General features: G+C 65.9%; 28 protein-coding genes. 19 read left to right on the forward strand and 9 right to left on the reverse strand.

Annotated features, from left to right (window positions below; all coding sequences use genetic code 11):
- Positions 1-26: 26 nt before the first annotated feature.
- From PSm6_RS27625 to PSm6_RS27655, 7 genes are read left to right on the forward strand one after another with little or no spacing between them, the layout of a single operon-like run.
- Entirely contained in the window at positions 27-704 is a 678-nt protein-coding gene (locus PSm6_RS27625) for a thermostable hemolysin (protein WP_021220166.1), read from the forward strand.
- A complete protein-coding gene (locus PSm6_RS27630; RefSeq protein WP_265168868.1) occupies positions 694-2163 on the forward strand; it encodes an AMP-binding protein in 1470 nt (489 codons plus the stop codon). Before PSm6_RS27625 ends, PSm6_RS27630 begins: the two co-directional genes overlap by 11 nt.
- A gap of 8 nt (positions 2164-2171) precedes the next feature.
- A complete protein-coding gene (locus PSm6_RS27635; RefSeq protein ID WP_021220164.1) occupies positions 2172-2843 on the forward strand; it encodes an iron-containing redox enzyme family protein in 672 nt (223 codons plus the stop codon).
- Positions 2830-3636 (forward strand): SDR family oxidoreductase, encoded by an 807-nt coding sequence (locus PSm6_RS27640; RefSeq protein ID WP_031287995.1) that lies wholly within the window; start codon positions 2830-2832, stop codon positions 3634-3636. The genes PSm6_RS27635 and PSm6_RS27640 overlap by 14 nt, the downstream gene beginning before the upstream one ends.
- Positions 3633-4268, forward strand: coding sequence for a tetratricopeptide repeat protein (locus PSm6_RS27645; RefSeq protein ID WP_021220162.1), 636 nt, complete (start codon positions 3633-3635; stop codon positions 4266-4268). Before PSm6_RS27640 ends, PSm6_RS27645 begins: the two co-directional genes overlap by 4 nt.
- Positions 4269-4276: 8 nt before the next feature.
- Entirely contained in the window at positions 4277-4939 is a 663-nt protein-coding gene (locus PSm6_RS27650) for a response regulator (protein ID WP_021220161.1), read from the forward strand.
- Entirely contained in the window at positions 4936-6321 is a 1386-nt protein-coding gene (locus PSm6_RS27655; RefSeq protein WP_265168872.1) for a sensor histidine kinase, read from the forward strand. Before PSm6_RS27650 ends, PSm6_RS27655 begins: the two co-directional genes overlap by 4 nt.
- Here PSm6_RS27655 and PSm6_RS27660 read toward each other — a convergent pair.
- The 5 genes from PSm6_RS27660 to PSm6_RS27680 all read right to left on the reverse strand — a co-directional run bounded on the left by PSm6_RS27660 (position 6318) and on the right by PSm6_RS27680 (position 9373).
- Positions 6318-6869 carry a cytochrome b/b6 domain-containing protein gene (locus PSm6_RS27660; protein ID WP_043245603.1) on the reverse strand — a complete coding sequence of 184 codons (552 nt, stop codon included), beginning with the start codon at positions 6867-6869 and terminating at the stop codon, positions 6318-6320. The two genes, PSm6_RS27655 and PSm6_RS27660, sit on opposite strands and share 4 nt — an antisense overlap.
- Entirely contained in the window at positions 6869-7135 is a 267-nt protein-coding gene (locus tag PSm6_RS27665) for a PepSY domain-containing protein (RefSeq protein ID WP_265168874.1), read from the reverse strand. Before PSm6_RS27665 ends, PSm6_RS27660 begins: the two co-directional genes overlap by 1 nt.
- Positions 7136-7219: 84 nt before the next feature.
- Positions 7220-7693 (reverse strand): arsenate reductase ArsC, encoded by a 474-nt coding sequence (locus tag PSm6_RS27670; RefSeq protein WP_021220157.1) that lies wholly within the window; start codon positions 7691-7693, stop codon positions 7220-7222.
- Positions 7694-7721: 28 nt separating this feature from the next.
- A complete protein-coding gene (locus tag PSm6_RS27675) occupies positions 7722-9005 on the reverse strand; it encodes an arsenic transporter (protein WP_021220156.1) in 1284 nt (427 codons plus the stop codon).
- Between the two features lie 20 nt (positions 9006-9025).
- Positions 9026-9373, reverse strand: coding sequence for a metalloregulator ArsR/SmtB family transcription factor (locus PSm6_RS27680; RefSeq protein ID WP_021220155.1), 348 nt, complete (start codon positions 9371-9373; stop codon positions 9026-9028).
- Positions 9374-10049: 676 nt separating this feature from the next.
- Here PSm6_RS27680 and PSm6_RS27685 point away from each other — a divergent pair.
- On the forward strand, positions 10050-10325 hold the full coding sequence (locus PSm6_RS27685; protein WP_021220154.1) for a hypothetical protein: 276 nt from the start codon (positions 10050-10052) through the stop codon (positions 10323-10325).
- 123 nt (positions 10326-10448) lie between these two features.
- Here the strand turns inward: PSm6_RS27685 and PSm6_RS27690 are convergent, their stop codons facing one another.
- The gene (locus PSm6_RS27690) at positions 10449-11663 is read right to left on the reverse strand and encodes an HD-GYP domain-containing protein (RefSeq protein ID WP_043245598.1); all 1215 of its coding nucleotides are present in this window, start codon (positions 11661-11663) and stop codon (positions 10449-10451) included.
- Positions 11664-12083: 420 nt separating this feature from the next.
- On the opposite strand from PSm6_RS27690, the gene PSm6_RS27695 reads away from it, so the two are divergent.
- The 8 genes from PSm6_RS27695 (at position 12084) to PSm6_RS27730 (ending at position 18629) form a co-directional block, all read left to right on the forward strand.
- Positions 12084-12455 (forward strand): DUF2946 family protein, encoded by a 372-nt coding sequence (locus tag PSm6_RS27695; RefSeq protein ID WP_184490075.1) that lies wholly within the window; start codon positions 12084-12086, stop codon positions 12453-12455.
- Positions 12456-12514: 59 nt separating this feature from the next.
- On the forward strand, positions 12515-14617 hold the full coding sequence (locus PSm6_RS27700; protein ID WP_371876986.1) for a TonB-dependent copper receptor: 2103 nt from the start codon (positions 12515-12517) through the stop codon (positions 14615-14617).
- An 85-nt stretch (positions 14618-14702) separates the two neighbouring features.
- The gene (locus tag PSm6_RS27705; RefSeq protein ID WP_043245594.1) at positions 14703-14993 is read left to right on the forward strand and encodes a c-type cytochrome; all 291 of its coding nucleotides are present in this window, start codon (positions 14703-14705) and stop codon (positions 14991-14993) included.
- 54 nt (positions 14994-15047) lie between these two features.
- Positions 15048-15455, forward strand: coding sequence for a DUF2946 family protein (locus PSm6_RS27710; protein ID WP_265168877.1), 408 nt, complete (start codon positions 15048-15050; stop codon positions 15453-15455).
- Between the two features lie 125 nt (positions 15456-15580).
- Entirely contained in the window at positions 15581-15940 is a 360-nt protein-coding gene (locus PSm6_RS27715; RefSeq protein WP_265168878.1) for a hypothetical protein, read from the forward strand.
- 9 nt (positions 15941-15949) lie between these two features.
- Positions 15950-16354: a DUF2946 family protein gene (locus PSm6_RS27720; RefSeq protein ID WP_081711603.1), complete on the forward strand. Its 405-nt coding sequence runs from the start codon at positions 15950-15952 to the stop codon at positions 16352-16354.
- Positions 16355-16513: 159 nt separating this feature from the next.
- Positions 16514-17068 (forward strand): putative natural product biosynthesis protein, encoded by a 555-nt coding sequence (locus PSm6_RS27725; RefSeq protein WP_021220146.1) that lies wholly within the window; start codon positions 16514-16516, stop codon positions 17066-17068.
- A 1315-nt stretch (positions 17069-18383) separates the two neighbouring features.
- On the forward strand, positions 18384-18629 hold the full coding sequence (locus PSm6_RS27730; RefSeq protein WP_265168880.1) for a hypothetical protein: 246 nt from the start codon (positions 18384-18386) through the stop codon (positions 18627-18629).
- 80 nt (positions 18630-18709) lie between these two features.
- Here PSm6_RS27730 and PSm6_RS27735 read toward each other — a convergent pair whose 3' ends face one another.
- On the reverse strand, positions 18710-19204 hold the full coding sequence (locus PSm6_RS27735; RefSeq protein WP_148304344.1) for a hypothetical protein: 495 nt from the start codon (positions 19202-19204) through the stop codon (positions 18710-18712).
- A 347-nt stretch (positions 19205-19551) separates the two neighbouring features.
- On the opposite strand from PSm6_RS27735, the gene PSm6_RS27740 reads away from it, so the two are divergent.
- The 3 genes from PSm6_RS27740 to PSm6_RS27750 all read left to right on the forward strand — a co-directional run bounded on the left by PSm6_RS27740 (position 19552) and on the right by PSm6_RS27750 (position 22224).
- Positions 19552-20313 carry a bestrophin-like domain gene (locus PSm6_RS27740; RefSeq protein WP_021220142.1) on the forward strand — a complete coding sequence of 254 codons (762 nt, stop codon included), beginning with the start codon at positions 19552-19554 and terminating at the stop codon, positions 20311-20313.
- A 258-nt stretch (positions 20314-20571) separates the two neighbouring features.
- Positions 20572-21132: a type 1 glutamine amidotransferase domain-containing protein gene (locus tag PSm6_RS27745; protein ID WP_021220141.1), complete on the forward strand. Its 561-nt coding sequence runs from the start codon at positions 20572-20574 to the stop codon at positions 21130-21132.
- 618 nt (positions 21133-21750) lie between these two features.
- The gene (locus tag PSm6_RS27750; RefSeq protein ID WP_265168883.1) at positions 21751-22224 is read left to right on the forward strand and encodes a PraA/PraB family alkane oxidation protein activator; all 474 of its coding nucleotides are present in this window, start codon (positions 21751-21753) and stop codon (positions 22222-22224) included.
- A gap of 54 nt (positions 22225-22278) precedes the next feature.
- On the opposite strand, the gene PSm6_RS27755 is transcribed toward PSm6_RS27750, so the two are convergent.
- The gene (locus PSm6_RS27755) at positions 22279-22788 is read right to left on the reverse strand and encodes a flavin reductase family protein (protein ID WP_021220139.1); all 510 of its coding nucleotides are present in this window, start codon (positions 22786-22788) and stop codon (positions 22279-22281) included.
- 102 nt (positions 22789-22890) lie between these two features.
- Entirely contained in the window at positions 22891-23919 is a 1029-nt protein-coding gene (locus PSm6_RS27760) for a methionine synthase (RefSeq protein ID WP_031287992.1), read from the reverse strand.
- Positions 23920-23924 lie beyond the last annotated feature (5 nt).

The raw sequence follows: 23924 nt of genomic DNA on the forward strand, positions 1-23924 counted from the left end.
ACTCGAACCAACGATGGGGGCAAGACATGATCCAGTCGCAATGGGAAACGCTGTTCCCACTTCACTTTGGCAGCCTGGGCCAACGCCACGCCTACCTGGCCCTGCAACGCCCAGGGGACCCGGGCCGCGAGGCACTGGAAGGTTTCGTCCAGCGCAGCTTCAAAGCGGCCCACGACGCCGACGTCCAGCACTTCCTGCCGGAGATGCTCGGGCTCCATGACCGCCACGGCGACCTGGACGCCGCCGTCGGCCTCCGCCTGGCCGACACCGGGCCGTTGTTCCTCGAACAGTACCTGGACGAGCCCATGGAAGCGGCGGTGAGCCGCCTGGCCGGAGCCGCCGTCACCCGCGCGGCCCTGGTGGAGGTCGGCAACCTGTCGTCGCTGTCCGCCGGCGGCGCCCGCCTGCTGATCATCGCCGTGACCTGGCTCCTGGCCACCCGAGGGCTGCGCTGGGTCGCCTTCACTGGCACCGCCAGCCTGGTCAACAGCTTCCACCGCCTCGGCCTGGAGCCGATCTCCCTGGGCCGGGCCGAAGCCGAGCGCCTGGCCGACCCGGACAGCAACTGGGGCACCTACTACGCACAACGCCCGCAGGTATTCGCCGGCGACATCGGCAACGGCTACCACAAGCTGGAGCGCCACGGCGTGTTCCACCGCCTGGGGCTCCCCGCCTTGCACGGGGAGAACGGCAATGCGGCCTGACCTCAAGGGGTTCCGTGAAATCCTGCAACGGCACGCTGATAGCGACGCCCGGCGCCCGGCCGTCAGGGGCGCCCAGCAGCGCTTCAGCTATGCACAGCTGCTGGCCGAGGTCGCGCAGCGCGAGGCCCGCCTGGGCGAGCTGCCGGCTGGGCCGTTGGTGCTGCTCCTGGACAACGGGCCGGACGCACTGTTCTGGGACCTGGCGGCATTGTTCAGCCAGCGCCCGTGCATCGTACTGCCGCCCTTCTTCAGCCCCGCCCAGCGGGCCCATTGCCTGCAGCAAAGCCAGGCGACCCTGGTGCTGGCGGACGACGACGCCCACGGCGAGGAACTGACCGCCGCCGGTTACCAATACACGGACGGCCTCTGGCAGCGCCCGGCGAGCCACGCCGCCGCCCTGCCGGAAGGCACCGCGCGCATCACCTACACCTCCGGCAGCACCGGTACCCCCAAGGGCGTGTGCCTGTCCGCCGCCGCCATGCTCGAGGTCGCCCAGGCCCTGGAAGCCGCCAGCCGTCCCACCGCGCCGCGCCAGTATCTGGCGGTGCTGCCCCTGGGCGTACTGCTGGAGAACCTCGGTACCTACGCCGCGCTGATCGCCGGCGCCCAGGTCACCCTGCTGCCCCTGGCCCAGCTCGGCCTCAACGGCGCCAGCGGCATCGACCTCAAGCGCCTGCTGGGCTGCATCATGCTCAGCGGCGCGCAGAGCCTGATCCTGGTGCCGCAACTGCTGCTGGCCCTGGTCACCGCCATCGAGCGCGGCCTGATGCAGGTCGGCGAGCTGCGCTTCGTCGCCGTCGGCGGCGCGCGGGTCTCGGAGGCCTTGCTGGCTCGCGCCCAGGCCATCGGCCTGCCGGTGTACGAGGGGTACGGGCTCTCCGAATGCGCCTCGGTGGTGTGCCTCAACCTGCCCGGGCACAGCCGCCCCGGCACGGTGGGCCGGCCCCTGCCCCACGTCGAGGTGCGCCTGGCCGAAGACGGCGAGGTGCTGGTGCGCGGCGCCATCCTGCTCGGCTACCTGGGCGAGCCGCCGCCCGCCTCGCCCTGGTGGCCCACCGGTGATCTCGGCCACTTCGATACGGACGGCTACCTGCGCATCCTCGGGCGCAAGAAGAACCAGTTCATCACCAGCTTCGGCCGCAACGTCAACCCGGAATGGGTGGAGGCCGAGCTGACCCAGGACGGCACCATCCTCCAGGCCTTCGTCCATGGCGAGGGCCTGAGCCACAACCTGGCGCTGCTCTGGCCGCTGGCCGTCGAGACCACCGCCGCCGAGCTGGAAGCCGCTGTGCAGCGCTGCAACCAGGGGCTGCCGGACTACGCCCGGGTGCACCGCTGGGCGCGCCTGCCCGAGCCCTTCTCCACCGCCAACGGCATGCTCACCGGCAACGGCCGGCCGCGCCGCGAGGCGATCTTCCTCCATTACCAGACCACCTTTAACCAACTCGCCAACGCCTGAGGTTTCCCATGTCCTTCTTCGACACCCTGCAAAGCGCCACCCACACCGAACGCCAGGCGCTGTTCGCCGTACCGGTGATCCGCGACGCACTGGGCGGCACCGTCAGCCTGGAGGGCTACATCGCCTTCCTCACCCAGGCCTACCACCACGTACGCCACACCGCGCCGCTGATGATGGCCTGCGGCGCGCGTCTGCCCAGCCGCCTGGAGTGGCTGCGCAAGGCCGTGTGCGAATACATCGACGAGGAGTACGGCCACGAGCAGTGGATCCTCAACGACATCGCGGCCTGCGGCGGCGACCCCGAGCGCGTGCGCGACAGCCGGCCATCGTTGTCCATCGAGCTGATGGTGGCCTTCCTCTACGACACCATCGCCCGGCACAACCCGGTGGGGCTGTTCGGCATGGTCAACGTGCTGGAGGGCACCAGCATCGCCCTGGCCACCCACGCCGCCGGCAGCATCCGCAGCTCCCTCGGTCTGCCACCGACGGCCTTCAGCTACCTCAGCTCCCACGGCGAGCTGGACCAGGACCACATGGCCACCTACCGCAAACTGATGGACCGCCTCGACCAGCCCGAAGACCAGGCCGCGGTGATCCACACCTCGCAGGTGGTCTACGGCCTCTATGCCGACATGTTCCGCGGCCTGCCCCGTGCCGAGGTGCGCCATGCGACTGTCTGATTGCCGTGCGGTGCTCACCGGCGCCAGCGGCGGCATCGGCCTGCAACTGGCCCGGCAACTCTGCGAGGCCGGCGCCCAGGTCCTGGCGGTGAGCCGCCACGAGGGCAGCCTGGCGCCCCTGCGCCAGCAGTACCCGCACCAGCTGCGCTGGCTGCAGGCCGACCTCACCCAGAGCGCCGACCGCCACCAGGTGCTGACCTCGGCCTGGCAGCTGGGCGGCGTCAACCTGCTGGTCAACGCCGCCGGGGTGAACCACTTCGCCCTGTTCGAGCAGATCGACGACGCGCGCCTGGACGAGCTGCTCGACCTCAACCTCAAGGCCACGCTGCAGCTCACCCGCCTGCTGCTGCCCCTGCTGCGCCGGCAGGAGCACGCGCTGATCACCAACATCGGCTCCACCTACGGCTCCATCGGCTACCCCGGCTACGCCACCTATTGCGCCAGCAAGTTCGCCCTGCGCGGCTTCTCCGAGGCGCTGCGGCGGGAGCTGGCGGACACCTCGGTGGACGTCCTCTACGTGGCGCCACGGGCCACCCGCACAGCCATGAACGGCGCCGCCGCCACCGCGCTGAACGACGCGCTGAAAGTGGGCACCGACGCCCCCGAGGACGTCGCCCTCGCCGTGCTCGAAGCGATCGAACGCAACCTCCGCGAGCTCTACCTGGGCTGGCCGGAAAAGCTCTTCGTGCGCCTCAACCACCTGCTACCGGGGCTGGTGGACCGGGCGCTGCGCAAGCAGCTGCCCGTCATCCGCCAGCACAGCCGCGCAACCACCGGGGAAACCAGCAAATGAAACGACTCCTGCTCATCGCACTGCTCATCGCTTCGCCCCTGGCCTGGTCCCTGGACGACGCCGGGCAGCAGCGCCTGGCCGACATCCAGACCCGCTGGGCGCAGATCCAGTACCGCACGCCCGAGGCTGAACGCGAGACGGCCTTCGCCAAGCTGGCGGCCGACAGCGAGGTATTCGCCCGCCAGCAACCGACGGCGGCGGAAGCCTGGATCTGGAACGGTATCGTCACCAGCAGCTGGGCCGGGGCCGAGGGCGGCCTGGGCGCACTGGGCAAGGTCAAGGAGGCACGCGCCAGCCTGGAAAAGGCCCTGGCGCTGGACCCGCAAGCCCTGCAGGGCTCGGCCTACACCAGCCTGGCGGCGCTCTATGACCGAGTGCCCGGCTGGCCCATCGGTTTCGGCGACGCGAAGAAAGCCGAGGCGCTGCTGCAGGAAGCCCTGCGCATCAACCCGCACGGCATCGACAGCCTGTACTTCTGGGGTGATCATCTGTACCGCCAGGACCGCCCGACAGAAGCCCGCCAGGCCCTGGAACAAGCCCTGCAGGCCCCCCCGCGCCCCGGGCGCGAGCTGGCTGACCAGGGGCGACGGGATGAGATCAATGCTTTACTCAAGAACCTCAAGGACAACTAGGACCAAGCATGCGTCTGTTGCTGGTTGAAGACGATAGCGCGCTGGGCGAAGGCCTGCGCACCGGCCTTCGCGAAGAGGGCTACACCATCGACTGGCTGCAGGATGGCGCCAGCGCACTGCACGCCCTGACCCAGGAGAGTTTCGACCTGGTGATCCTCGACCTCGGCCTGCCACGCCTGGACGGCCTCAACGTCCTCAAGCGCCTGCGCGGCTCGGGGTCGGCGCTGCCGGTGCTGATCCTCACCGCCCGCGACGGCATGGAGGACCGCATCGCCGGCCTCGATGCCGGCGCCGACGACTACCTGATCAAGCCCTTCGACCTCAACGAGCTCAAGGCCCGCCTGCGTGCCCTGCTGCGACGCAGCAGCGGCCGCGCGCAGGTGCTGGTGGAACACGGCGGCGTCAGCCTCGACCCGGTCTCGCAGCAGGTTCACTACCAGGGCCGGCCCGTCTCGCTGACGCCCAAGGAGTACATGCTGCTGCACGAACTCCTGGCCCAGCCGGGCAAGGTCTTCAGCCGCGAGCGCCTGACCCAGCTGCTCTACGGCTGGGACGAGGAAGCGGAAAGCAACACCCTTGAAGTGCACATCTACCACCTGCGCAAGAAGCTCTTCGGCGAGCTGATCCGCACCGTGCGCGGCATCGGCTACCTGGTGGAAAGCAAACTATGACCTCCTTGCGTCAACGTACCCTGTGGCGGGTGTTCATCCTGCTCATCGCCGGCACCAACCTGCTCGCCTACTACAACTACCGCGACAGCAGCCACGAGATCGCCGAGGTCTACGACGCCCACCTGGCGCAGAACGCCCGGCTGCTGCAGGGCGTGATGAGCCTGCCGCTGGCCGCCGGCGACCGCCAGAAACTCTACGGCGCCTTCGACGCCGCCCTGCTCCAGGCAGGCCGCTCCGGCATCGGCCACCCCTACGAGAACAAGCTGGCATTCCAGGTCTGGAGCACTGACGGTGAACTGCTGGTGAACACCCCCAGCGCCCCGCGCATCGGCCCCCAGCAGCGCACCCCCGGTTTCTCCGACATCACCCTCGACGGCAAGCAGTGGCGCGGCTTCCTGCTGCCGGTGAGCGAGCAGCAGGTGGTGATCTGGGTCGGCGAACGCAAGGACGTGCGCGGCGACCTGGTCAACCGCATCGTGCGCCACACCCTGCTGCCATTCCTGCTGGGCGGGCTGGTGCTGGCGCTGCTGGTCTGGTTCGCCATCGGCTGGGGGCTGCAACCGCTGCAGAACATGGCCAACGTCATTCGCGGCCGCCATGCCAAATCCCTCGAACCCCTGCAGCTGGCCCCGCTGCCCAGCGAGCTGGAGCCCATGCAGGCGGCCATCAACCGGCTGCTCGGCCAGGTCAGCGACCTGCTGCGCCGCGAGCAGCGCTTCATCGCCGACGCCGCCCACGAGATGCGCACCCCGCTGGCGATCCTGCGCCTGCATGCGCAGAACGTGGAGCAGGCCAGGACCGAGGAAGACCGCGAGCGCGCCCTGGGCTACCTGATCGGCGGCGTCGACCGCTTGAGCCGCGTGGTCAACCAGTTGCTGACCCTGGCACGGATCGAGCCGCGCCTGGGGCAACACCCGGGCGATGACCTCGACCTGGCCAAGGTCGCCACCGACACCCTGGTGGAAATGACCCCCTGGGTGCTGGAGCACAACGTCGAGCCGGTGCTCGACATCCAGCCTGGCACCTACCCCGTGCGTGGCGACGCCATGAGCATCGGCATCGCCCTGCAGAACCTGGTGAGCAACGCCGTGGACTTCTCCCCGGCCGACGCCGTGGTGACCATCAGCCTGCGCAACGCCGCCGAGCACATCGAGCTGGCGGTGGAGGACCAGGGACCGGGCATCCCCGAAGAACGCCTGGCCCTGGTCTTCGAACGCTTCTTCAGCGATGGCCACGAGGGCGGCGCCGGCCTCGGGCTGTCCATCGTCAAGACCATCATGGAGCACCTGGGCGGCGACGTGCGCCTGGAGAATGCAGCCGGCGGCGGTCTGCGCGCCATCCTGATGTTCCCCCTGCGCCAGCGGCCCGCCGGGCCGGCCTAGCCCGGCCCCTGCTCCTCCTCCGGCAGCGGGCGGCGCCGGCCCGTGATCATCGACAGCGGCAGGTTGTCCCGCAGGCGCAGGCTCTCGAACACCGCAGCGCTCAGGTGCAGCGCCACCAGCAACGCCAGGCCATTGGCGCTCCAGCGGTGCAGGTCCTGGGGCCAGTCGACGCCCCACAGCGCATCGACCTCCTGCATCAGGTAGCCGCTGAGCCCCAGCAGCGCGATGGCGCCCATCATCAGCACCATCACCAGCGCCCCCAGGGGCGAATGCCCCAGGCGGTGGCAGGGCGCGCCGCTGACCAGTGCCCGCAGGTGCGCCGCCAGCCGTCGCGGCGTCGGCCAGAAGTCGTGCCAGCGCGCGCTGCGTGGCCCGATGAAGCCCCAGGCCACGCGCACCAGCAGCCAGGCGCAGGCGTAGTAGCCCAGCCAGGCGTGCCAGGGGTCGCCTTCCTCGGTGAAGAAGTAATCGGCGAAGAAGACGCCGGCGACCGAGACGTGGAACAGCCGGACCAGCGGGTCCCAGAGGCGGATGGTCGCCGCGCGCATCAGTCTTCCACCCGGCTCTTCACCGGTTGCCCGGTGACCGGGTCGTGGTAGATCTCGACCTTGCGCTTGTCCTTGTCGAGGCCGTAGATCTCGTAGCAGTTGCCGGAGGTGATCTTGAACTTGTTGATCTGATAGCCCTGCTCCTTCAACTGGGCCTGGAACTGCTCGGGGTCCTTCCAGGTGGAGCGGTCGGCGGTGGTGCATTGCGGTGAAGCGAGGGCGGCGCCGCTGGCGATCAGCAGGGCGGGAAGCAGCATGAAGCGCATGGTGAAGCTCCTTTGGTGTTTGGAGGCCTCACTCTGCGCGCCGAAGCTTAAGGATTTCTGAGGCCCGAACGCCCCGTCCGGCCGCTACGGCAAGGTGCCGATACGGGCCAGTTCACGCTGCAGCTCGTCGCGCTCGAGGCTCGCGAAAGGCAGCGCCAGGAAGGCCCGGCAGCGCCGCTCGATGCAGGCCAGCGTGGCGCGGAAGGCCGCCTCCACCTGGCCCTCGTCACCCACCGCCTCGGAGGGATCTTGCAGCCCCCAGTGGGCCTTCAGCGCCGGGCCGAAGTACACCGGGCAGGCCTCGCCGGCCGCTTTGTCGCACACGGTGATGACCACATCCGGCGGGTTGTCGGCGAAGGCCTCGTTGCCCTTGCTGCGCAGCCCCCGGGTGTCGATGCCCGCCTGCTGCAGGGTGGCCAGGCTGCGTGGCAGCACCTGGCCCTTGGGAAAGCTGCCGGCACTCACCGCCTCGAACCCGGGCGGCGCCAGGTGGTTGAACAGGGCTTCGGACAGGATGCTGCGGCAGCTGTTGGCCGTGCACATGAACAGGACTCGCATCGATGGCTCCTGCCGCCCCGGGCGGCGATCAAAGGCTCAGGCGCAGCGCCAGGGCCGACAGCGTGATGAGCAGTACGGGCAGCGTCAGCAGGATGCCGACCTTGAAGTAGTAACCCCAGGTGATGCGCATGCCCTTGCGCTCCAGCACATGCAGCCAGAGCAGCGTGGCCAGGCTGCCGATGGGGGTGATCTTCGGGCCGAGGTCGCAGCCGATGACGTTGGCGTAGATCATCGCCTCGCGCACCACGCCCTCGGCCCCGCTGCCCTGGATCGACAGCGCCCCGATCAGCACGCTGGGCATGTTGTTCATCACCGAGGAGAGCACGGCGGAAAGCACGCCGGTGCCGAGGGTGGCGCTCCACAGCCCCTGCGCGGCGAGGCGGTCCAGCACCTGGGTGAGAAGGTCCGTCAGCCCGGCGTTCTTCAAGCCATAGACCACCAGGTACATGCCGAGGGAGAACACCACCACCTGCCAGGGCGCCTCGCGCAGCACGCGCCGGGTGGCGATCCGCTGCCCGCGCGCGGCGACGGCGAACAGGGTCGCCGCACAGGCGGCCGCCACGGCGCTGACCGGAATGCCCAGGGGCTCCAGGGCGAAGAGGCCGGCCAGCAGCACCAGCAGGGTCCACCCGCCCACCACGAAGGTGGCGCGATCGCGGATCGCCGTCTCCGGCGCCGGCAACGCCTCCAGGGCGTAGCGCCGGGGCAGGTCTCGGCGGAAGAACAGCCACAGCACCAGCAGCGTGGCGGCGACGCTGGCCAGGTTCACCGGCACCATCACCGCGGCGTACTCGCTGAAGCCCAGGCCGAAGTAATCGGCGGAAACGATGTTCACCAGGTTGGAGACCACCAGCGGCAGGCTGGCGGTATCGGCGATGAACCCGGCCGCCATGACGAAGGCCAGCGTGGTGGCCGCCGAAAAGCGCAGCGCCAGCAGCATGGACATGACGATGGGCGTGAGGATCAGTGCCGCGCCGTCGTTGGCGAACAGCGCCGAAACCGCGGCGCCCAGCAGCACGCAGAAGCAGAACAGGCGATGACCGCTGCCCTTGGCCCAGCGGGCTACATGCAGCGCCGCCCACTCGAAGAAACCGGCCTCATCCAGCAGCAGGCTGATGACGATGACGGCGATGAAGGTAGCGGTGGCGTTCCAGACGATGGCCCACACGACGGGGATGTCGTGCAGCGACACCGCCCCCACGCCCAGCGCGATGACCGCGCCGAGGGTGGCGCTCCAGCCCACCCCCAGGCCTTTGGGTTGCCAGATGACCAGCACCAGGGTGAAGACGAACACGGCAATGGCGACAAGCATGAACCAGCGCTCCAACAGGCTTAGCAGCAGGCGGCCGCACGGACGGGGCGGTCATCCATGTTGTGCAGGCGCGAGGCGTTTTCCCGCAGCCACTCGGCATTGGCCTTGAGCGTCACCTGCAGCATCTCGTGCACCCAGGCGGGCAGCTCCGGGTTGAGGCGGTAATACACCCACTGGCCTTGGCGGCGATCCAGCAGCAAGCCATTGCTGCGCAGTTGGGCAAGGTGGCGGCTGACCTTCGGCTGGCTGTCATCCAGGGCGCACATCAGCTCGCAGACACACAACTCGCCAAGGTGGGCGATAAGCAGCGTGGCGCGGGCGCGCGTTTCATCGGCGAGGCTTTTGAAGACGTCGGTCGGGGTGATCATGGGAGGGCCATAACATATGGGAAATCGAATATACGGATTTCCATATATCCAGAAAAGACATTTCGCCGCCCGGGCCAACCCACGGTGCTGACCGATGTGTAGGGTGGATGACGCTCTTTTCATCCACCAAACGGTGCCACCGGGAAGCACCGCGTTGGGGCAGCCCTGCGGCCTGCTTGGCGACTGAAGTCGCCCATACAGGGGCTGTGTTTGGCCTGTAGGTCGGGTGTAACACGACGTTTGTGGTGACGGGTTTCGCTGCGCTCGCGGAGCACCACCCGGCGCATCCCACGGCGCCGCCTCGTGGGAGCGAATTCATTCGCGATGGAATGGCCGGATGTGCCGGCTGCAAGCCCTTCGCGGCTGAAGCCGCTCCCACAGAGAGCGCCCGCAGCGAGACCGGACAGGGTGGCGTTGGGCCTCGCTGCGCTCGGCGCCAACCTACGGCACCGTGCCGTTGTAGGTCGGGTGCAACCCGACAGGGCCCCTACACGGAACCTCGTGGGTTTCCCCCGCCCTACGCCGAACCGGGCGGCCTCTTTTGTGGGAGCGGATTCATCCGCGATCAACCTCACCGCCGGCCTCCGGCCCTCCGCTTGACACCCCGCCCCGAATCCATAACGTTGCCCCGCTGTCCAACCTGGGCAGCCGGGATTGGCGTCCCGAACGAGAACAGGTGCTCGCCGACATCATTCTGGACAACGCCGCCATGCGCGAAGGCATTCCCGGGCCCTACCTGGATGACGTGCGAGAGACCGCCTTGATGGATGCACTGAGGGACACGGGCGTGCGGAATCTCTCGGCGAGAAGCCTCTTGGGCAACGGCGTCAGCCTGAGCAGAAATGGCGCTTTCGTGGACGCTTGCGACGTAGAGGCGGCACACCCTACAGCACGAACTCATCCTTTCGAATCCTCAGTTCGAATCGCCACAAACAAAGCCGATGACTCATGACCCCGTTGCTGGGGACGTGGTTTCCCACCTTCAGATGAACGTCGCTGACTCGACCAGTGGACACCCTGCTCTGCGCCACGTCATGCCGCGCTGATCAAAGCAGGGGTGAGGATTACTTGGAGCTCAGAGATTCTCCGGAATCATCAATCCCTTGAGACGGTAGGACTCTATATCGATACCGAATGCCCCGCTCCCGTGTACCTCACGCACTCTCACGGCCTTGTCGGCGAGATCAATGACCCTTTCCTGACATGCGTTTTTTTCCGCATCACGCACGATCAGTACTTTGGGCCTGAGTTTATTACCCGGAGGGCATCCAATGATGATGCCCACTTCCCCGCTGCTTAACTCGGCAATCTCGCCTGGGGGGTAGAGGCCGATCAGCCGGATAAAGCACTCGACAATCGCCTCATCAAAATGGCAATTGACCGCGTCCAGCAGAATACGCAGGGATTCGAGGCTGGACTTCCCCTTGCTGTAGACCCGATCACTGTTAATGGCGTCATAGCTGTCTGCCACAGCAATGACCTTGGCAAAGTAGGGAATCCTGCTGGCGTCCAGGCCACGTGGATAGCCTTTACCGTCCAAGCGCTCATGATGCGAATAGGCGACATCGACGGTCGCCGGCGTGATCTGCTGGTTGCTCATCAGCAGCTTGCGCCCTTCTGCTGCATGGCTTTGCATGATCCGCAGCTCTTCTGCGGTCAGTGCACCGGGCTTATTGAGTATCTCGTTGGGAACCTTGATCTTGCCCACATCGTGGAGCATGCCGCACACACCGATCTGCTCCAGTTGATAAAGAGGTATGCCCAGTTCCTTGCCCAGGGCGATGGACAGAATGGACACCCTCAAGGAGTGTTCAGCGGTGTAGTGATCACTGTTCTTGATGCGAGCCAGCCAGAGCATCGCGGCAGGATTGCGCAAGATGCTTTCGACGCACTCCTTGACCACGACTTTGACAGCCGCCACATCCAACTCCTGCCCCATCCTCAGCGTATGCAGGATTCGCAACGACTCCTCACGCGCGGCATGCCACACAGGAGTTGCCCGTTCCACCTCCACATTGAAGTCGACCTTAGCGATGGCAGGGATCAAGGGAGCCGCCTGAGCGTAGTTCTCCACAAGCTGCCCACGCACGTCGAGCGAGCGTCGAGCATCCACCCAGACATAGCGGCAAATCTCCTGCAGCAGGCGTATCTCCTGCTGCTGGCGAATGCGAAAACCTTGAAAGAGAAAATTGGTGTCCGTCCATGGGCGATCCAGCTCCACCACATACATGCCGATGGTCAGCTGCGCTGCTTCGACTTTGATGTGGTCCATCCCGGCGCCTTCAGCCATAGGACACTCCAAAGAAAGCGATACCTGTGAAATCATTTAGCCATCAAGCCAGCTCTGGGCAGCCAATTGAATTTCGCTATGAAATCACGGGAGCGCATAGGCTCCGTGCGCTTGGCTGTTGGCGGCCAGATGGTGCGAATATTCGGATCATCTACAAAAAGTACGCTGTACGCTGCGATATGCAGGGGCCGGCATGACAATCACGACAAGCTACCCGCCGGCATGTCGCTGCAAGTGTTTCGGTTGGCTGAAGCGACCTGCGCCGAAAATGGCCGTTGAATGACGCGATGAAGTCGCTCTACAACCGCATAGTCAGGCTTACCGTTTCCAGACGGAGTACGCCTCCTCGCCGCGGGCGCTGCGGCAATCCGCCGTGTTGAACCCGGGGGAAATGAATCTATACTCCGCGCACCTTCGAGGATGCCCGCCCTGAACCCACTCAGCCGAAACCTTCGCGACTGGCTCTACGCCTTTGCCCTGGTGGGCATGCTGCTGCGCGTGACCATGCCGCTGTGGGCGATACCGCAGATGAGCGGTGGCGGCTTCATGCTCATGTGCACCTCCCAGGGCATGCAGTGGCAGCTCGGCGACCAGGACGACGGGCTCGCCGGCCAGCAACTGCCCTGCACCCAGTGCGGCCTGCAGTCGGTTGCGCTGCAGAGCCTGCCGTTCACCCCGCCAGCGCCACCGCCCGCGCTGGCGACGCAACCCGCGCGGCACCTTGCGCCCCCGGCCAATGCCCCGCCCTTCCTGCTCGCGCCTCCCAACCGGGCGCCCCCTTCGTTTTCCTGAATCGTTGAAGCGCGCCTTCCTGCGAAGGCGTACTGCTGTTCATCCATTTAGGAACAATCATGTCTGCAACCCCTTCCCGTCCGGGTCGCGCCGCCCTGCGCGTGCCTTTCCTGCTTCACGCCTTGGCCCTGGCCGTGGCCATGCCCTCCCTGCATGCCGAAGAGCAACAGCACGATAAGGACGAACTGCCCCCCACCGTTATCACCGCGGTCCAGCAGAGCTCACCGCTGACCATCGTGGCCAACCCCAAGGACGCCCGGCAGCCGGTGCCGGCCAGCGATGCCACCGACTACCTCAAGACCATCCCCGGCTTCGCCGCCATCCGCAGCGGCGGCAGCAACGGCGACCCGGTGCTGCGCGGCATGTTCGGCTCGCGCATCAACCTGCGCACCAACGGCGGCCTGATGCTGGGCGCCTGCCCCTACCGGATGGATGCTCCGAGCTCGTACATCGCCCCGGAAACCTACGACAAGCTGACCGTGATCAAAGGCCCGCAGACGGTACTGTGGGGGCCCGGCGCCTCCGCCGGCACGGTGCTGTTCGAGCGCGGCCCGGAGCACTTCGGCGAGCTGGGCAGCCGGCTGAATGCCAGCTTCCTGGTCGGCTCCAACGGCCGCTTCGACAAGGTGCTCGATGGTGCGGTCGGCGGCAGCGAAGGCTATGTGCGCTTCACCGGCAACCAGGCGCAGTCGGATGACTACGAGGATGGCGACGGCGATACCGTGCCCTCGCGCTGGAAGAAGTGGAACGGCGACCTGGCCATCGGCTGGACACCCGATGAAGACACCCTGCTGGAGCTCACCGCCGGCAAGGGCGACGGTGAGGCGCGCTACGCCGGTCGCAGCATGGACGGCGCCCAGTTCACCCGGGAAAGCCTCGGGCTGCGCTTCGAGAAGAGCAACCTCGGCGACGTCCTCACCAAGGTGGAGGCGCAGGTCTACTACAACTACGCCGACCACATCATGGACAACTTCAGCCTGCGTGACCCGGACCCCTCCAGCATGATGCCGATGCCCATGGCTTCCCAGGTCGACCGCCGCACCCTGGGCACCCGCTTCGCCGCCACCTTCGCCCTGGGCGAGGTGGAGCTGGTCACCGGCGTCGACGCGCTGCGCAGCGAGCACCGCTGGCGCAACTCCAGCGCCGACATGATGACCGGCGACTACATCGACACCGACCAGACGCCCTGGGACAAGGACGCCGTCACCCACAACTACGGTGCCTTCGCCGAGGCCACCTGGTACCTCGCCGAGCGCAACCGCGTGGTCAGCGGTGCGCGCCTGGACAGGTCCAGTGCCAAGGATTTCCGCTCGTTCCAGTGGAGCGGGATGATGACCGTCGACAACCCCACCGCCGGGGCCACCCGCGCCGACACCCTGCCCAGCGGCTTCGTGCGCTACGAGCACGACCTGGCCGAATCGCCCACCACCCTGTATGCGGGCCTGGGCCATGTGCAGCGCTTCCCGGACTACTGGGAACTGTTCTCGGCGGAAAGCGGCCCGTCCGGCAGTGCCAACGCCTTCGACGGCATCAAGCCCGAGAAGACCACCCAGCTCGACTTCGGCGTGCAATACGCTGGCGAGAACCTCGACGCCTGGGCTTCCGCCTATGTGGGCCAGGTGCGTGACTACATCCTGTTCAGCTACAGCACCGGGATGATGGGCATGACCAGCTCCTCGGCCGGCAACGTGGACGCCCGCATCATGGGCGGCGAGCTGGGGGCCAGCTACAAGCTGGGCGAACACTGGAAAACCGACGGCTCACTCGCCTATGCCTGGGGCAAGAACAGCTCCGACGGTGAAGCCCTGCCGCAGATGCCGCCGCTGGAGGCCCGCCTCGGCCTGACCTACGAGCAGGATGACTGGAGCGCCGGCGCGCTCTGGCGCCTGGTCGCCCAACAGGGCCGGGTGGCCGAGGGCAAGGGCAACGTCGTGGGCCAGGACTTCGGCAGCAGCGCGGGCTTTGGCGTCTTCTCGCTCAACGGCGCCTACCGTGTCAGCAAGAACGTCAAGCTGAGCGCGGGTGTCGACAACCTGTTCGACAAGGACTATGCCGAACACCTCAACCTCGCCGGTGACGCCGGCTTCGGCTACCCCGCCGAACGCGTCGCCATCGACGAGCCGGGCCGCACCCTCTGGGCCAAGGTCGACCTGAGTTTCTGAAGCGACACCTGCGCAGCCGATCCGTGAGTCGGCTGCCGTGCTCCACCTGAAAGCCAACCGACAATTGAAAAAACAGGAGTTGATCATGAAGAAATCCCTGCTCTTCGCAGCCTGCCTGCTGGCCCTTCCCCTGGCCCAGGCGGCCCAGGAACCCGAGGCGGTGTTCACCCGCGCCTGCGGCATGTGCCACAACGGGCAACTGCCCACCGCTCCGAAAAAAGGCGATGCCGCGGCCTGGAAACCCCGCCTGGAAAAGGGTGACGAGGTACTCGTGCAGCACGTGACCCAGGGCTTCAACGCCATGCCGCCGCGCGGCCTGTGCATGGATTGCAGCCCCGAGGACTACAAGGCCGTGATCCACTGGATGGCCCAGTAACGCTGTGCCTGGGTTCGCTCCCGGCGGGCGAACCCATCCACCGCCCTCGCCCCAATGCAGAGACCTGCCCGCCCACACCTGAAGAGCGCCCGTCGTAGACCAGGCTCCCTGATCGCCTGGATGCTCTACGCCTGCGTCCTGTACAGCGCGTTCGCCTGCAGCCTGGGGCATGGCCAGCAGAGCGGCCTGGCGCTGAGCGGTATCGGCGGGCTCTACTGCACAGCCAACGGCGACCTGGGTGCGTCACCGAGCAAGACTCCGGCCGGCACCGGCGGCGCTTCGTCGATGCCGGCCATGGGCTGCCCGCTGTGCAGCGCCTTCACCCTCACCACCCTCCTGCTGGGCGGCCTGTTGCTGCCTGGCAGGCCTGGCGGCCATCCACCGCACCCCGGCGTCGTCGAGGGCCATACCCACCCTCGCCTCACCTGGCCCTCGGCCAACCCCCGCGCCTCCCCCGCCTGACCTTCCCTTTCCCTGCACCGGCAGTCGCTTGCCGCTACACGGCGGCCGCTGCCGTTCGACTGACACCCGGCCCGCGCGCCTTCGCCGAGAAGGCACGGCGCCGGGTACCCTGAAGGAGACAGGTCATGAACGACACCAAGGTACTGGTTCTGCCGATCGCCGAGGGCACCATCGGCAATCCCGCCCGCGCGTCCACGGCGCAGCGCATTGCCGGGATCAGACGCTGGGGAGCGATCGTCTGGCGAGACCATGAGAAACCGGGAGGCGTGCGGCGCGAGTACCTCGCCTCCAGCCGCGAGGGCCGCACGCTGTTCGTGGCGAATCTGCTGGAAGGGGCTTACGTCGAGTTCGCCATCGCCTACCAGCGGCAGGGGCGCATCAAGATGCGTCGCTACTACCGGGTCACGGCCGTACTCCCGGACGCCCTGCACCTGCTGGAGGTGCGCCAGGACGACCTGCCTTGCAGGGCCGTCCGGGCGGCCTAGGGACGCGCGATGATCTGCTGCGGCATGCGCCGTGAGGCGCATCACAATGCCTGGGTGGCGGCATTCCTGGCGATCGTGCTCAAGGTCATGGCGTTGCCGATGGCCACGGCCTTCGGATCGCTCAGCCTGGAGCAACTGCTGGCCGGGAGCTTCTGCTCGTCGGGTGGTTTGCAGCAGAGCGCCCTGGTACTCGACAAGGACAGTTCCGGCTCGCCCGACGCAGGTGGCACGTCCCACTGCTGCTGCTCACAATCCGTCGGCGCGGCCCCCCTGCCGCCGTCGCCTCTGGCTGCACCGGGGCGGCTCGCGGCACTGCGCCCGACGCCCGCCGCCCATCCCTTCGCCGTCTCGCCCCGCGAGCGCTGGCCCTCGATCAACCCCCGAGCCTCTCCCGTCCTGCCTGGCTGCCCCTGATAGCAACCCCTCGGGCACGGGCTTCAACGCCCATCCGCCCCGAGGTAGACCACGCCTCTGCAAGGACGACACGACATGCTCCACAACAGGCTTGCCACCCGAAGAAACGACCTTCCGACGCCATCCCTCCCCAGCCCCCAACGAGGGGCAGGAGGACAGATGCGCTCGCCGACCCTTGCCACCCGCCCAAGCGGAAGCCGTGGCGACTTTCTGCTGCCCTTTCCCGACTACCCCTGCAACGCACGCAGCTTCGTGCACCTGGACGCACGCCTGCTGCCCTACTGGCACACCCTGTTCGATGTGTGCCCGGCTCTGCTCAAGCTGGACGCACCGGAGGGCCTCAATCTGTTCCGCAGCTTCATGACCTGGGCCTACCGCCGCCATCCCCCGCTGGACTGGACCTACTACCTGAGCGTCTGCCGCTGGCTGCTGGAGTCCGAGTACCGGCAACAGGTGCACGAGGAGCATGTGGAGGCGTTCATGGCAGCCGCCGCGGCACGCTGGGTGAACACCGACGACAGCCAGGCCCGGGGGCTCATCCTCATCTGGCGTGAAACCGCGGTGACGGTGACCGACTGGAAGGTCGCGCCCCGGGCGCTTGCGATGGTCGAGGCCGAGGAGGGGCTGCCCGCACCCCACTGGGACTTTGCCTGGAGCCCGCTGGCCGGGCGGGGAGCGAACGGGTTCCGGCGCTGGTTGCCGATTCCCGGCTGAGCCGGCTGCGACAGCCCGCCGCAGCCGCCGCCCGAGGCGTCACGGCGCGCGACGGCGGGTGGGGCTGTGTCAGGCTGTCGCAGTGGCGGCAACCAGGCCCGCCCCTAGAGTTCGACTGCCGAGGGCGGATGCAGGAAAGAGGCTTCCACGGTTAGCCCGAAGCAGCGACAAGGAGCGGGGACGCTCTGCAAAACCAGCCCTCTTCACGGAGGGCTTTTTATTGTGCGCAGGGTGCGACAGGCTGCCGCACCCAATGGCAGCTAGCTGACGGCCTCTGGGCTCGACGCCCGCCTGCGCAACGAGCGTGGCAAGTTGTCGCATCTCGCCCGTCAAAGGCCCGGGTGCTAACGTTTCCGTGACACGACGGTTTCCTTGGCAGGTACGTCTGGTCAAAGGCCGGGGCTCAAAAAGCCTCGGCCTTTTCACATCACGCAAAAGATAAAGGTGCGCAACGCTGCCACCTGCCGGCAGGGTGTGCGCCCGGCCGGCATTGTGCGCTTTGACCCTGCGCGGAGCTGATCGAGGTGGGTGGATGACGCTCTTTCCATCCACCAAAGGGTGCTACCGACGAACGCATTGCATGGGCCGTGGCAGGCCTGTCGGTCGGGTGCAACCCAACAACGCCGGTACCAGGCACTCGCGGGTTTCACCCGCCCTACGCCGATCCGGGCTGCCTCTTTTGCGGGAGCGGACTCATCCGCGATCAGCCTCGCCAACAAACCGTTGGGCCTCGCTGCGCTTGGCGCCAACCTACGGCGCCCCCCCACCCACGATGCCCACCCATGCGTAGGGTGGATGGCGCTGTTTTCATCCACCAAACGATGCCACCGACGAACGCATTGCATGGGCCTTGGCAGGCCTTTAGGTCGGGTGCAACCCGACAACGCCGGTACCAGGCACTCGCGAGTTACACCCGCCCTACGCTGATCCGGGCTGCCTTTCTTTTGGGAGCGGATTCATCCGCGATCAGCCTCACCGCTGGCCTCCGGCCCTCCGATTGACACCCCGCCCCCGAATCCATAACGTTGCCCCGCTGCCCAACCTGGGGAGCCGGGATTGGCGTCCCGATCAAGAGAAGGAGCATGGGCCTCGGTTCAGCTCCTGGCATGGTCGCACCCGTGTTTTTCATGGGAGGACCGTGCAGGGCATCTTCGGATGCGCCGGTTCTCTTGACGGTTACGCCAACCTGCACGGTCCGCCCACCCTGATTGGCGTCAGGGAGCGGTTCTTGGCTCCAAGAGGCTACGACCATGAACTCCATCAAACTCCCCCACCCGCACCTGCCGCTCCTGCGCATCAAAAAGGAGAGATCGGCATGAACAGCGACCTCGAACACCGCCGCCTGCATGAACTCGTCGACCGCCTGGAATCGCGCCTGAATACAGTCCAGGTGCTCGCCGAGGTCATCCTGGACAACGCCGCCATGCGCGAAGGCATACCCGGGCCCTACCTGGATGACGTGCGAGAGGCCGCGCTGATGGAGGCGGTGATTCACCTTTCCCGCAGCAACCAGGAAGACTTCCAGCACGTGGCGAAGCTGGCGCAGTTGCCGCTGCGTTGAGGGTGATGTGGCTTTACGGCCAGGGTCCACCTGCAAGAGGCCGGGGCTCAAAAACCTGGCCTCCCCCTATTACCCAACCGCTAGATATCCGCGACCCTGCCACCGCTGAAGAAGCCCTGAGCAACCACACCGGTTCCATTGGTGGAGTTCTGGCTGGTGCCCCATGTGCTTAGGTGCCCCATCTTCGCCAGCGACTGGATCATCAGGCTGACGGAGCCGGAGACCGAGTGCTGGTAGATGCGCAGCCCCGTTCGCGAGTCGGTCAGCGAGGGCTCGAAATCGAGATCGTTGGTCTCGCAGAGCTGTAACAAGGTAGCGAGAACAGCCTTGGAGAGCGGCGTTTCGTCGTCGTCGCCGATCACGACCGAGATTTCCTTGGCCGTCTTGATGCTGCCTAGGTTGCTCAACGCTTGGAGGAAGGGGGCTTCGACGCTCTGCGTCCAGCTCTGTGCACTGAACGTACTGCTGATATGGGTCACGAAGATCTTCGGTGGGACTATCACCCCCACCCCGACGCAACCGGACAACCCGTCCGTCCAGAGTGATAGGTCGTTGTGGCCGGTTGTGTCGAGCACGACCCATTCGTTCAACCCTACCTTTACGCTCGGCATTGGACTCTCCCTCTCCGCGTGTGGATGTTCATCAGTTGCCCGGGGCCGGGACGTGCGCGGCAGTACCCAATCCGGGCTACACGCCAGGCGAGCCTCCGCAGCGGGCCCATCCCTGGCTGGATAGGACAATCCAAGCACATCGGTGCGACGGCGCAACGGCTGTCACCCCACCGGTCGGCCCCATTGCGGGCGGGCGAAAAGTCTGTCTTCCAACTACCTTCCGATAGCAGCAGATGCTGGAGAGACGATGAAGCGGGTGAATCGGCTTTCCCGGGCCACGACCTGTCCACGACACACCGAAGGCGGTACCTATGGAATCAGTCCTGATCGCAGCGGGCGTCTTCGTATGCCTGATACTGGCCTCCCTGCTGATGATGCATTGGTATCCCAAGCTTTCGGCCCGTCACAAAGACGAAGAAACCAACACGGTGGTCCGCCTGGTGGCCAATATCTTCGTGGTCATGACCTCACTGGTGTTCGGCCTCATGATCAATTCAGCAAAGAACACCTTCGAAGCCATCGACACCAACATGCACGCCTACGCCACCAGCCTGATCATCTTTGATCGCACCTTGAAGAATTACGGAGAAGCGGCACAGGAAACCCGCCTGCGCCTGGCTGCGTATGTGGAGCGCGCCATTGCCAATCCCTACCGTGGGGATGAGGCGCTCCAGCATCGGAACAGCCCCGCCACGCAGTTTCTCGACAACATCGGCGTGGCTCTTGCCGCCATCACACCCGGGAGCCGGTATCAGGAAACCCAGCTCACCGATCTTCGTCGCCAATATCACTCGCTCATCGAGCAGCGCTGGAGAATCGTGGAGCAATCCGAAGGCACGATTCCGATGCCGCTGATAGGCATGCTCGTCGCGTGGTTGACGCTTATCTACGCAAGCTTCGGTTATCGGGCGCCACGCAACCCAATGGTGATCGGCATGTTCACCGTGTCCTCCTTGCTGATCGCCACCTCCGTGTATCTGGTGCTGGACATGGACATCCCCTTCCACGGCCCCATCCAGATATCGGACGCCCCCTTGCGCAGGGCATTGGCAGAGATGCAGATGCAGGGGTGACTTCAGCGCATCGCCGGGTGCGGGCGTTCATCTCGGCGGGCAATGGCGCTCTTTCATCCAACGTGCGATGCCGCTCCCGCCCGAAAAGCGAATACCGGGGGCGTAGCGATCACGACGGAACACTTCAAGCCCGTATCGGGTATCCGTCGGGCGAATCGTTCGAACTTATCGGCATGGCCTCTGCCCATTCAGAAGACTCTCGTGTTCTCCAACACGTGTCCCCGCGCCTCGCGAGGCGCTTCTGCGAAGAGGTCCATCATGAGCATGAATCTGCAAGGCAAGAAGGTTCTATTCATCACCGCCAACACCGGGATCGAGCGCGATGAGCTGCTCAAGCCCATGGAGGCCCTGAAGACCCAGGGAGCCAAGGTGATGCATGCGACGGTCAAGGGTGGCGAAGCCCAGACCTGGGTCCAGGACAGTGAAAAAGACGTGACGGTGAATTCGGACACGACCCTCAAGGGCCTGGGCGCGAGCGACTTCGACCTGCTGGTGATCCCGGGCGGTACGGTGAATGCCGATACGCTGCGCCAGGATGCGGACGCCCAACGCCTGGTGCAGGAGTTCGCCTCGGCGGGCAAGCCGGTCGCGGCGATCTGCCATGGGCCCTGGCTGCTGATCGACGCTGGCGTGGTCGACAGCAAATCACTGACCTCCTACTCCAGCGTGCGTATCGACCTGGTCAATGCCGGTGCGAGCTGGGTAGATGCAGAAGTAAAGGTCTGCCCGGGCAAGGGCTGGACCCTGATCACCTCGCGCAACCCCAACGACCTGCCCGCCTTCAACGCGGCCATCGGCAAGGCCCTGCAGGCGGCCTGATCGTCTACAAAGAGCGCCGCCGGGCACATCACGGCGGCGAGCCAGGGTCGCCTCTTTGTGGGAGCGGATTCATCCGCGATCAGCTTCACCGACGAACCGTTGGGCCTCGCTGCGCTCGGCGCCAACCTGCGACGCCCACCCCAACCGGGGTGCCGCCGGGAGCACATGGCGGAGACGGTGATTAGCCTGCAGGTCAGGTGCAACCCGACGCTTGCGATGATGGGTTTCGCTGCGCTCTCGGAGCGCCGCCCGACGCATCCTACGGCGCTGGCACCACCCACTATGCCCACCCATGTGTAGGGTGGATGGCGCTCTTTTCATCCACCGAACGGTGCCACTGGCGAGCACATCGCGTGGTCCGTGAATGCGCGCGCCGGCCCGGTTGAGTCTCCAGCACACACTCGCCCGCCGCCCCCGAACCCGCCTGTTACCCAGGTGCCCGCCGCTGAAGGCGAGCGCGCCGCACCCCAGCCTTTGGCTTGGCTTACAGCCGGCAAGCCTCACCTAGCCTCAACGGACTGTCCAGCAACGCTGGAGAGAAGGAGCAGTTACCCAAACGGCAGTTTGCAGGGAAGAACGCGCGAACCTCTGCAAGATCAGAGCGAACAGGGACACGACATGAACGCCTATTTCAAACCGCTATGCGCCTTCGTTTTGGCAGCCCTTTGCAGCATCGCCCAAGCAGCGACATTGTTGCCGCCAAGCACGGCATTCACGGCCTACGGCATGTTTACATTGCAGTCCGGAACCATCCCGACCACAACCTGCAACATCAGCCTCTCCGGCACGACGGGCACCAGCAACACGGCAAGCATCACCACGGTGAGCATTACCGGCACAGGCTTTTGCCCGGCCATCACTGCCTCCTGGCTGCCCTGGACCTGGACAGCAACGACCACCACGGCGGCGACCCTCTCGGGGGTCAAGCTGTTGGTCTTAGGGAAGTCCTGCACCATTTCCTCCGCGACGCTTAACGGGTCGTGGTCGAACGCCTCCAACACACTTTCCTTCTCGCCCAACCAGTTCTTGGGCGACTGCATCCTCGGGAACCTGCGCTTCAGTCCATCGCCCATGTTCACCGTCGTGCCTTGATCGAAGGTGCCGGGTTACCAGTGCCCGGCACCCACTCGAGTAGCGCGGCGCCGCTCACACCGCGCTATGGGTGGCGAGGTTGCGGTACTGCCCCTTGAAATACAGCAGTGGCTGCGTGGCCGCGGCATCCGGCAGGCTCAACGCCTTCACTTCACCGATCACGATCAGGTGGTCGCCGGCGGCGTGTTCGGCATGAATCTCGCAATCCAGCCAGTGCAGGCTGCCCGCAATGATGGGGTTGCCCAGCGGCGACGCTTTCCAGTCGATTCCATGCCATTTGTCGGTGCCCTTGCGGGCGAACTGGTTGGAAATCGTCACCTGCTCACCCGAGAGGATGTTGACCAGGAAGCGGCCGGCCTGGCGGATTCTGGGGTAGCTGGCCGAACTGCACATGACGCTGAACGACACCAGCGGTGGGCTCATCGACACGCTGTAGAACGACTGGCAGGTGAAGCCGACCGGCTCGCCATCGTGATGCGAGGTGATCACCGTGATACCGGATGCGTAATGCCCGAGCGCTTCGCGAAAGCGGCAGGGCTCGATGGACGTACGAGGGAGTGACATGGCAGGTCCTGGACAGTGGGTGCAGCTCGGAGGTGCAAAGGAGGGTTTGAGCGGCGACGGGCTTCAGCCCTCCCCTGCACCGCGTCCGAATTCAATTCGGCACTAGGCCAGGAGTTCCCTGCGGACGATGTCTGCGCCGGCACTCAGGGCATTGAGCTTGCCCCGTGCAACCCGACGGGACAGGGGCGCCATGCCGCAGTTGGTGCACGGGCAAAGCTTGTCGGCATCGACGAACTGCAGGGCTTTGCGCAAGGTGTCGGCGACCTGCTCCGGGGTTTCGATACTGTCGGATGCCACGTCGATGGCCCCCACCATCACCTTCTTGCCCCGCACGAGTTCCAGCAGCTCCATGGGCACGCGGGAGTTCTGGCATTCCAGCGAAATGATGTCGAGGCTGGACGCTTGCAGCTTGGGAAAGATCTCTTCGTATTGCCGCCACTCCGACCCGAGGGTTTTCTTCCAGTCGGTATTGGCCTTGATACCGTAGCCGTAGCAGATGTGCACGGCGGTTTCGCACTTGAGCCCTTCGACAGCGCGCTCCAGGGCAGCGATGCCCCAGTCATTCACCTCATCGAAGAATACGTTGAAGGCGGGCTCGTCGAACTGAATGATATCGACGCCGGCAGCCTCCAGCTCCTTGGCTTCCTGGTTGAGGATCTTGGCGAACTCCCAGGCCAGTTTTTCGCGGCTTTTGTAGTGGGCGTCGTACAGCGTGTCGATCATCGTCATGGGGCCTGGCAGCGCCCACTTGATGGGTTGCTGGGTCTGCTGACGCAGGAACTTGGCATCTTCCAAGAAGACCGGCTTCTGCCGGCTTACAGCGCCCACGACCGTCGGCACGCTGGCGTCGTAGCGATCACGGATTCGAACCGTCTCGCGCTTCTCGAAATCAACGCCGTCGAGGTGCTCGATGAAGGTGGTGACGAAGTGCTGACGCGACTGCTCGCCATCACTGACGATGTCGATTCCGGCCTGTTGTTGTTCCTGCAACGACAGGCGCAGCGCATCCTGCTTGCCTTCGATCAACGCCTCGTCCTGCAACTTCCAGGGGGACCACAGCGTCTCGGGCTGTGCCAGCCAGGAGGGTTTGGGCAAGCTGCCGGCAGTCGACGTGGGGAGTAATTTTTTCACGATGG

Origin of the sequence: Pseudomonas solani (assembly GCF_026072635.1) — a bacterium.
In the GTDB taxonomy this organism is placed as follows: Bacteria; Pseudomonadota; Gammaproteobacteria; order Pseudomonadales; family Pseudomonadaceae; genus Metapseudomonas; species Metapseudomonas solani.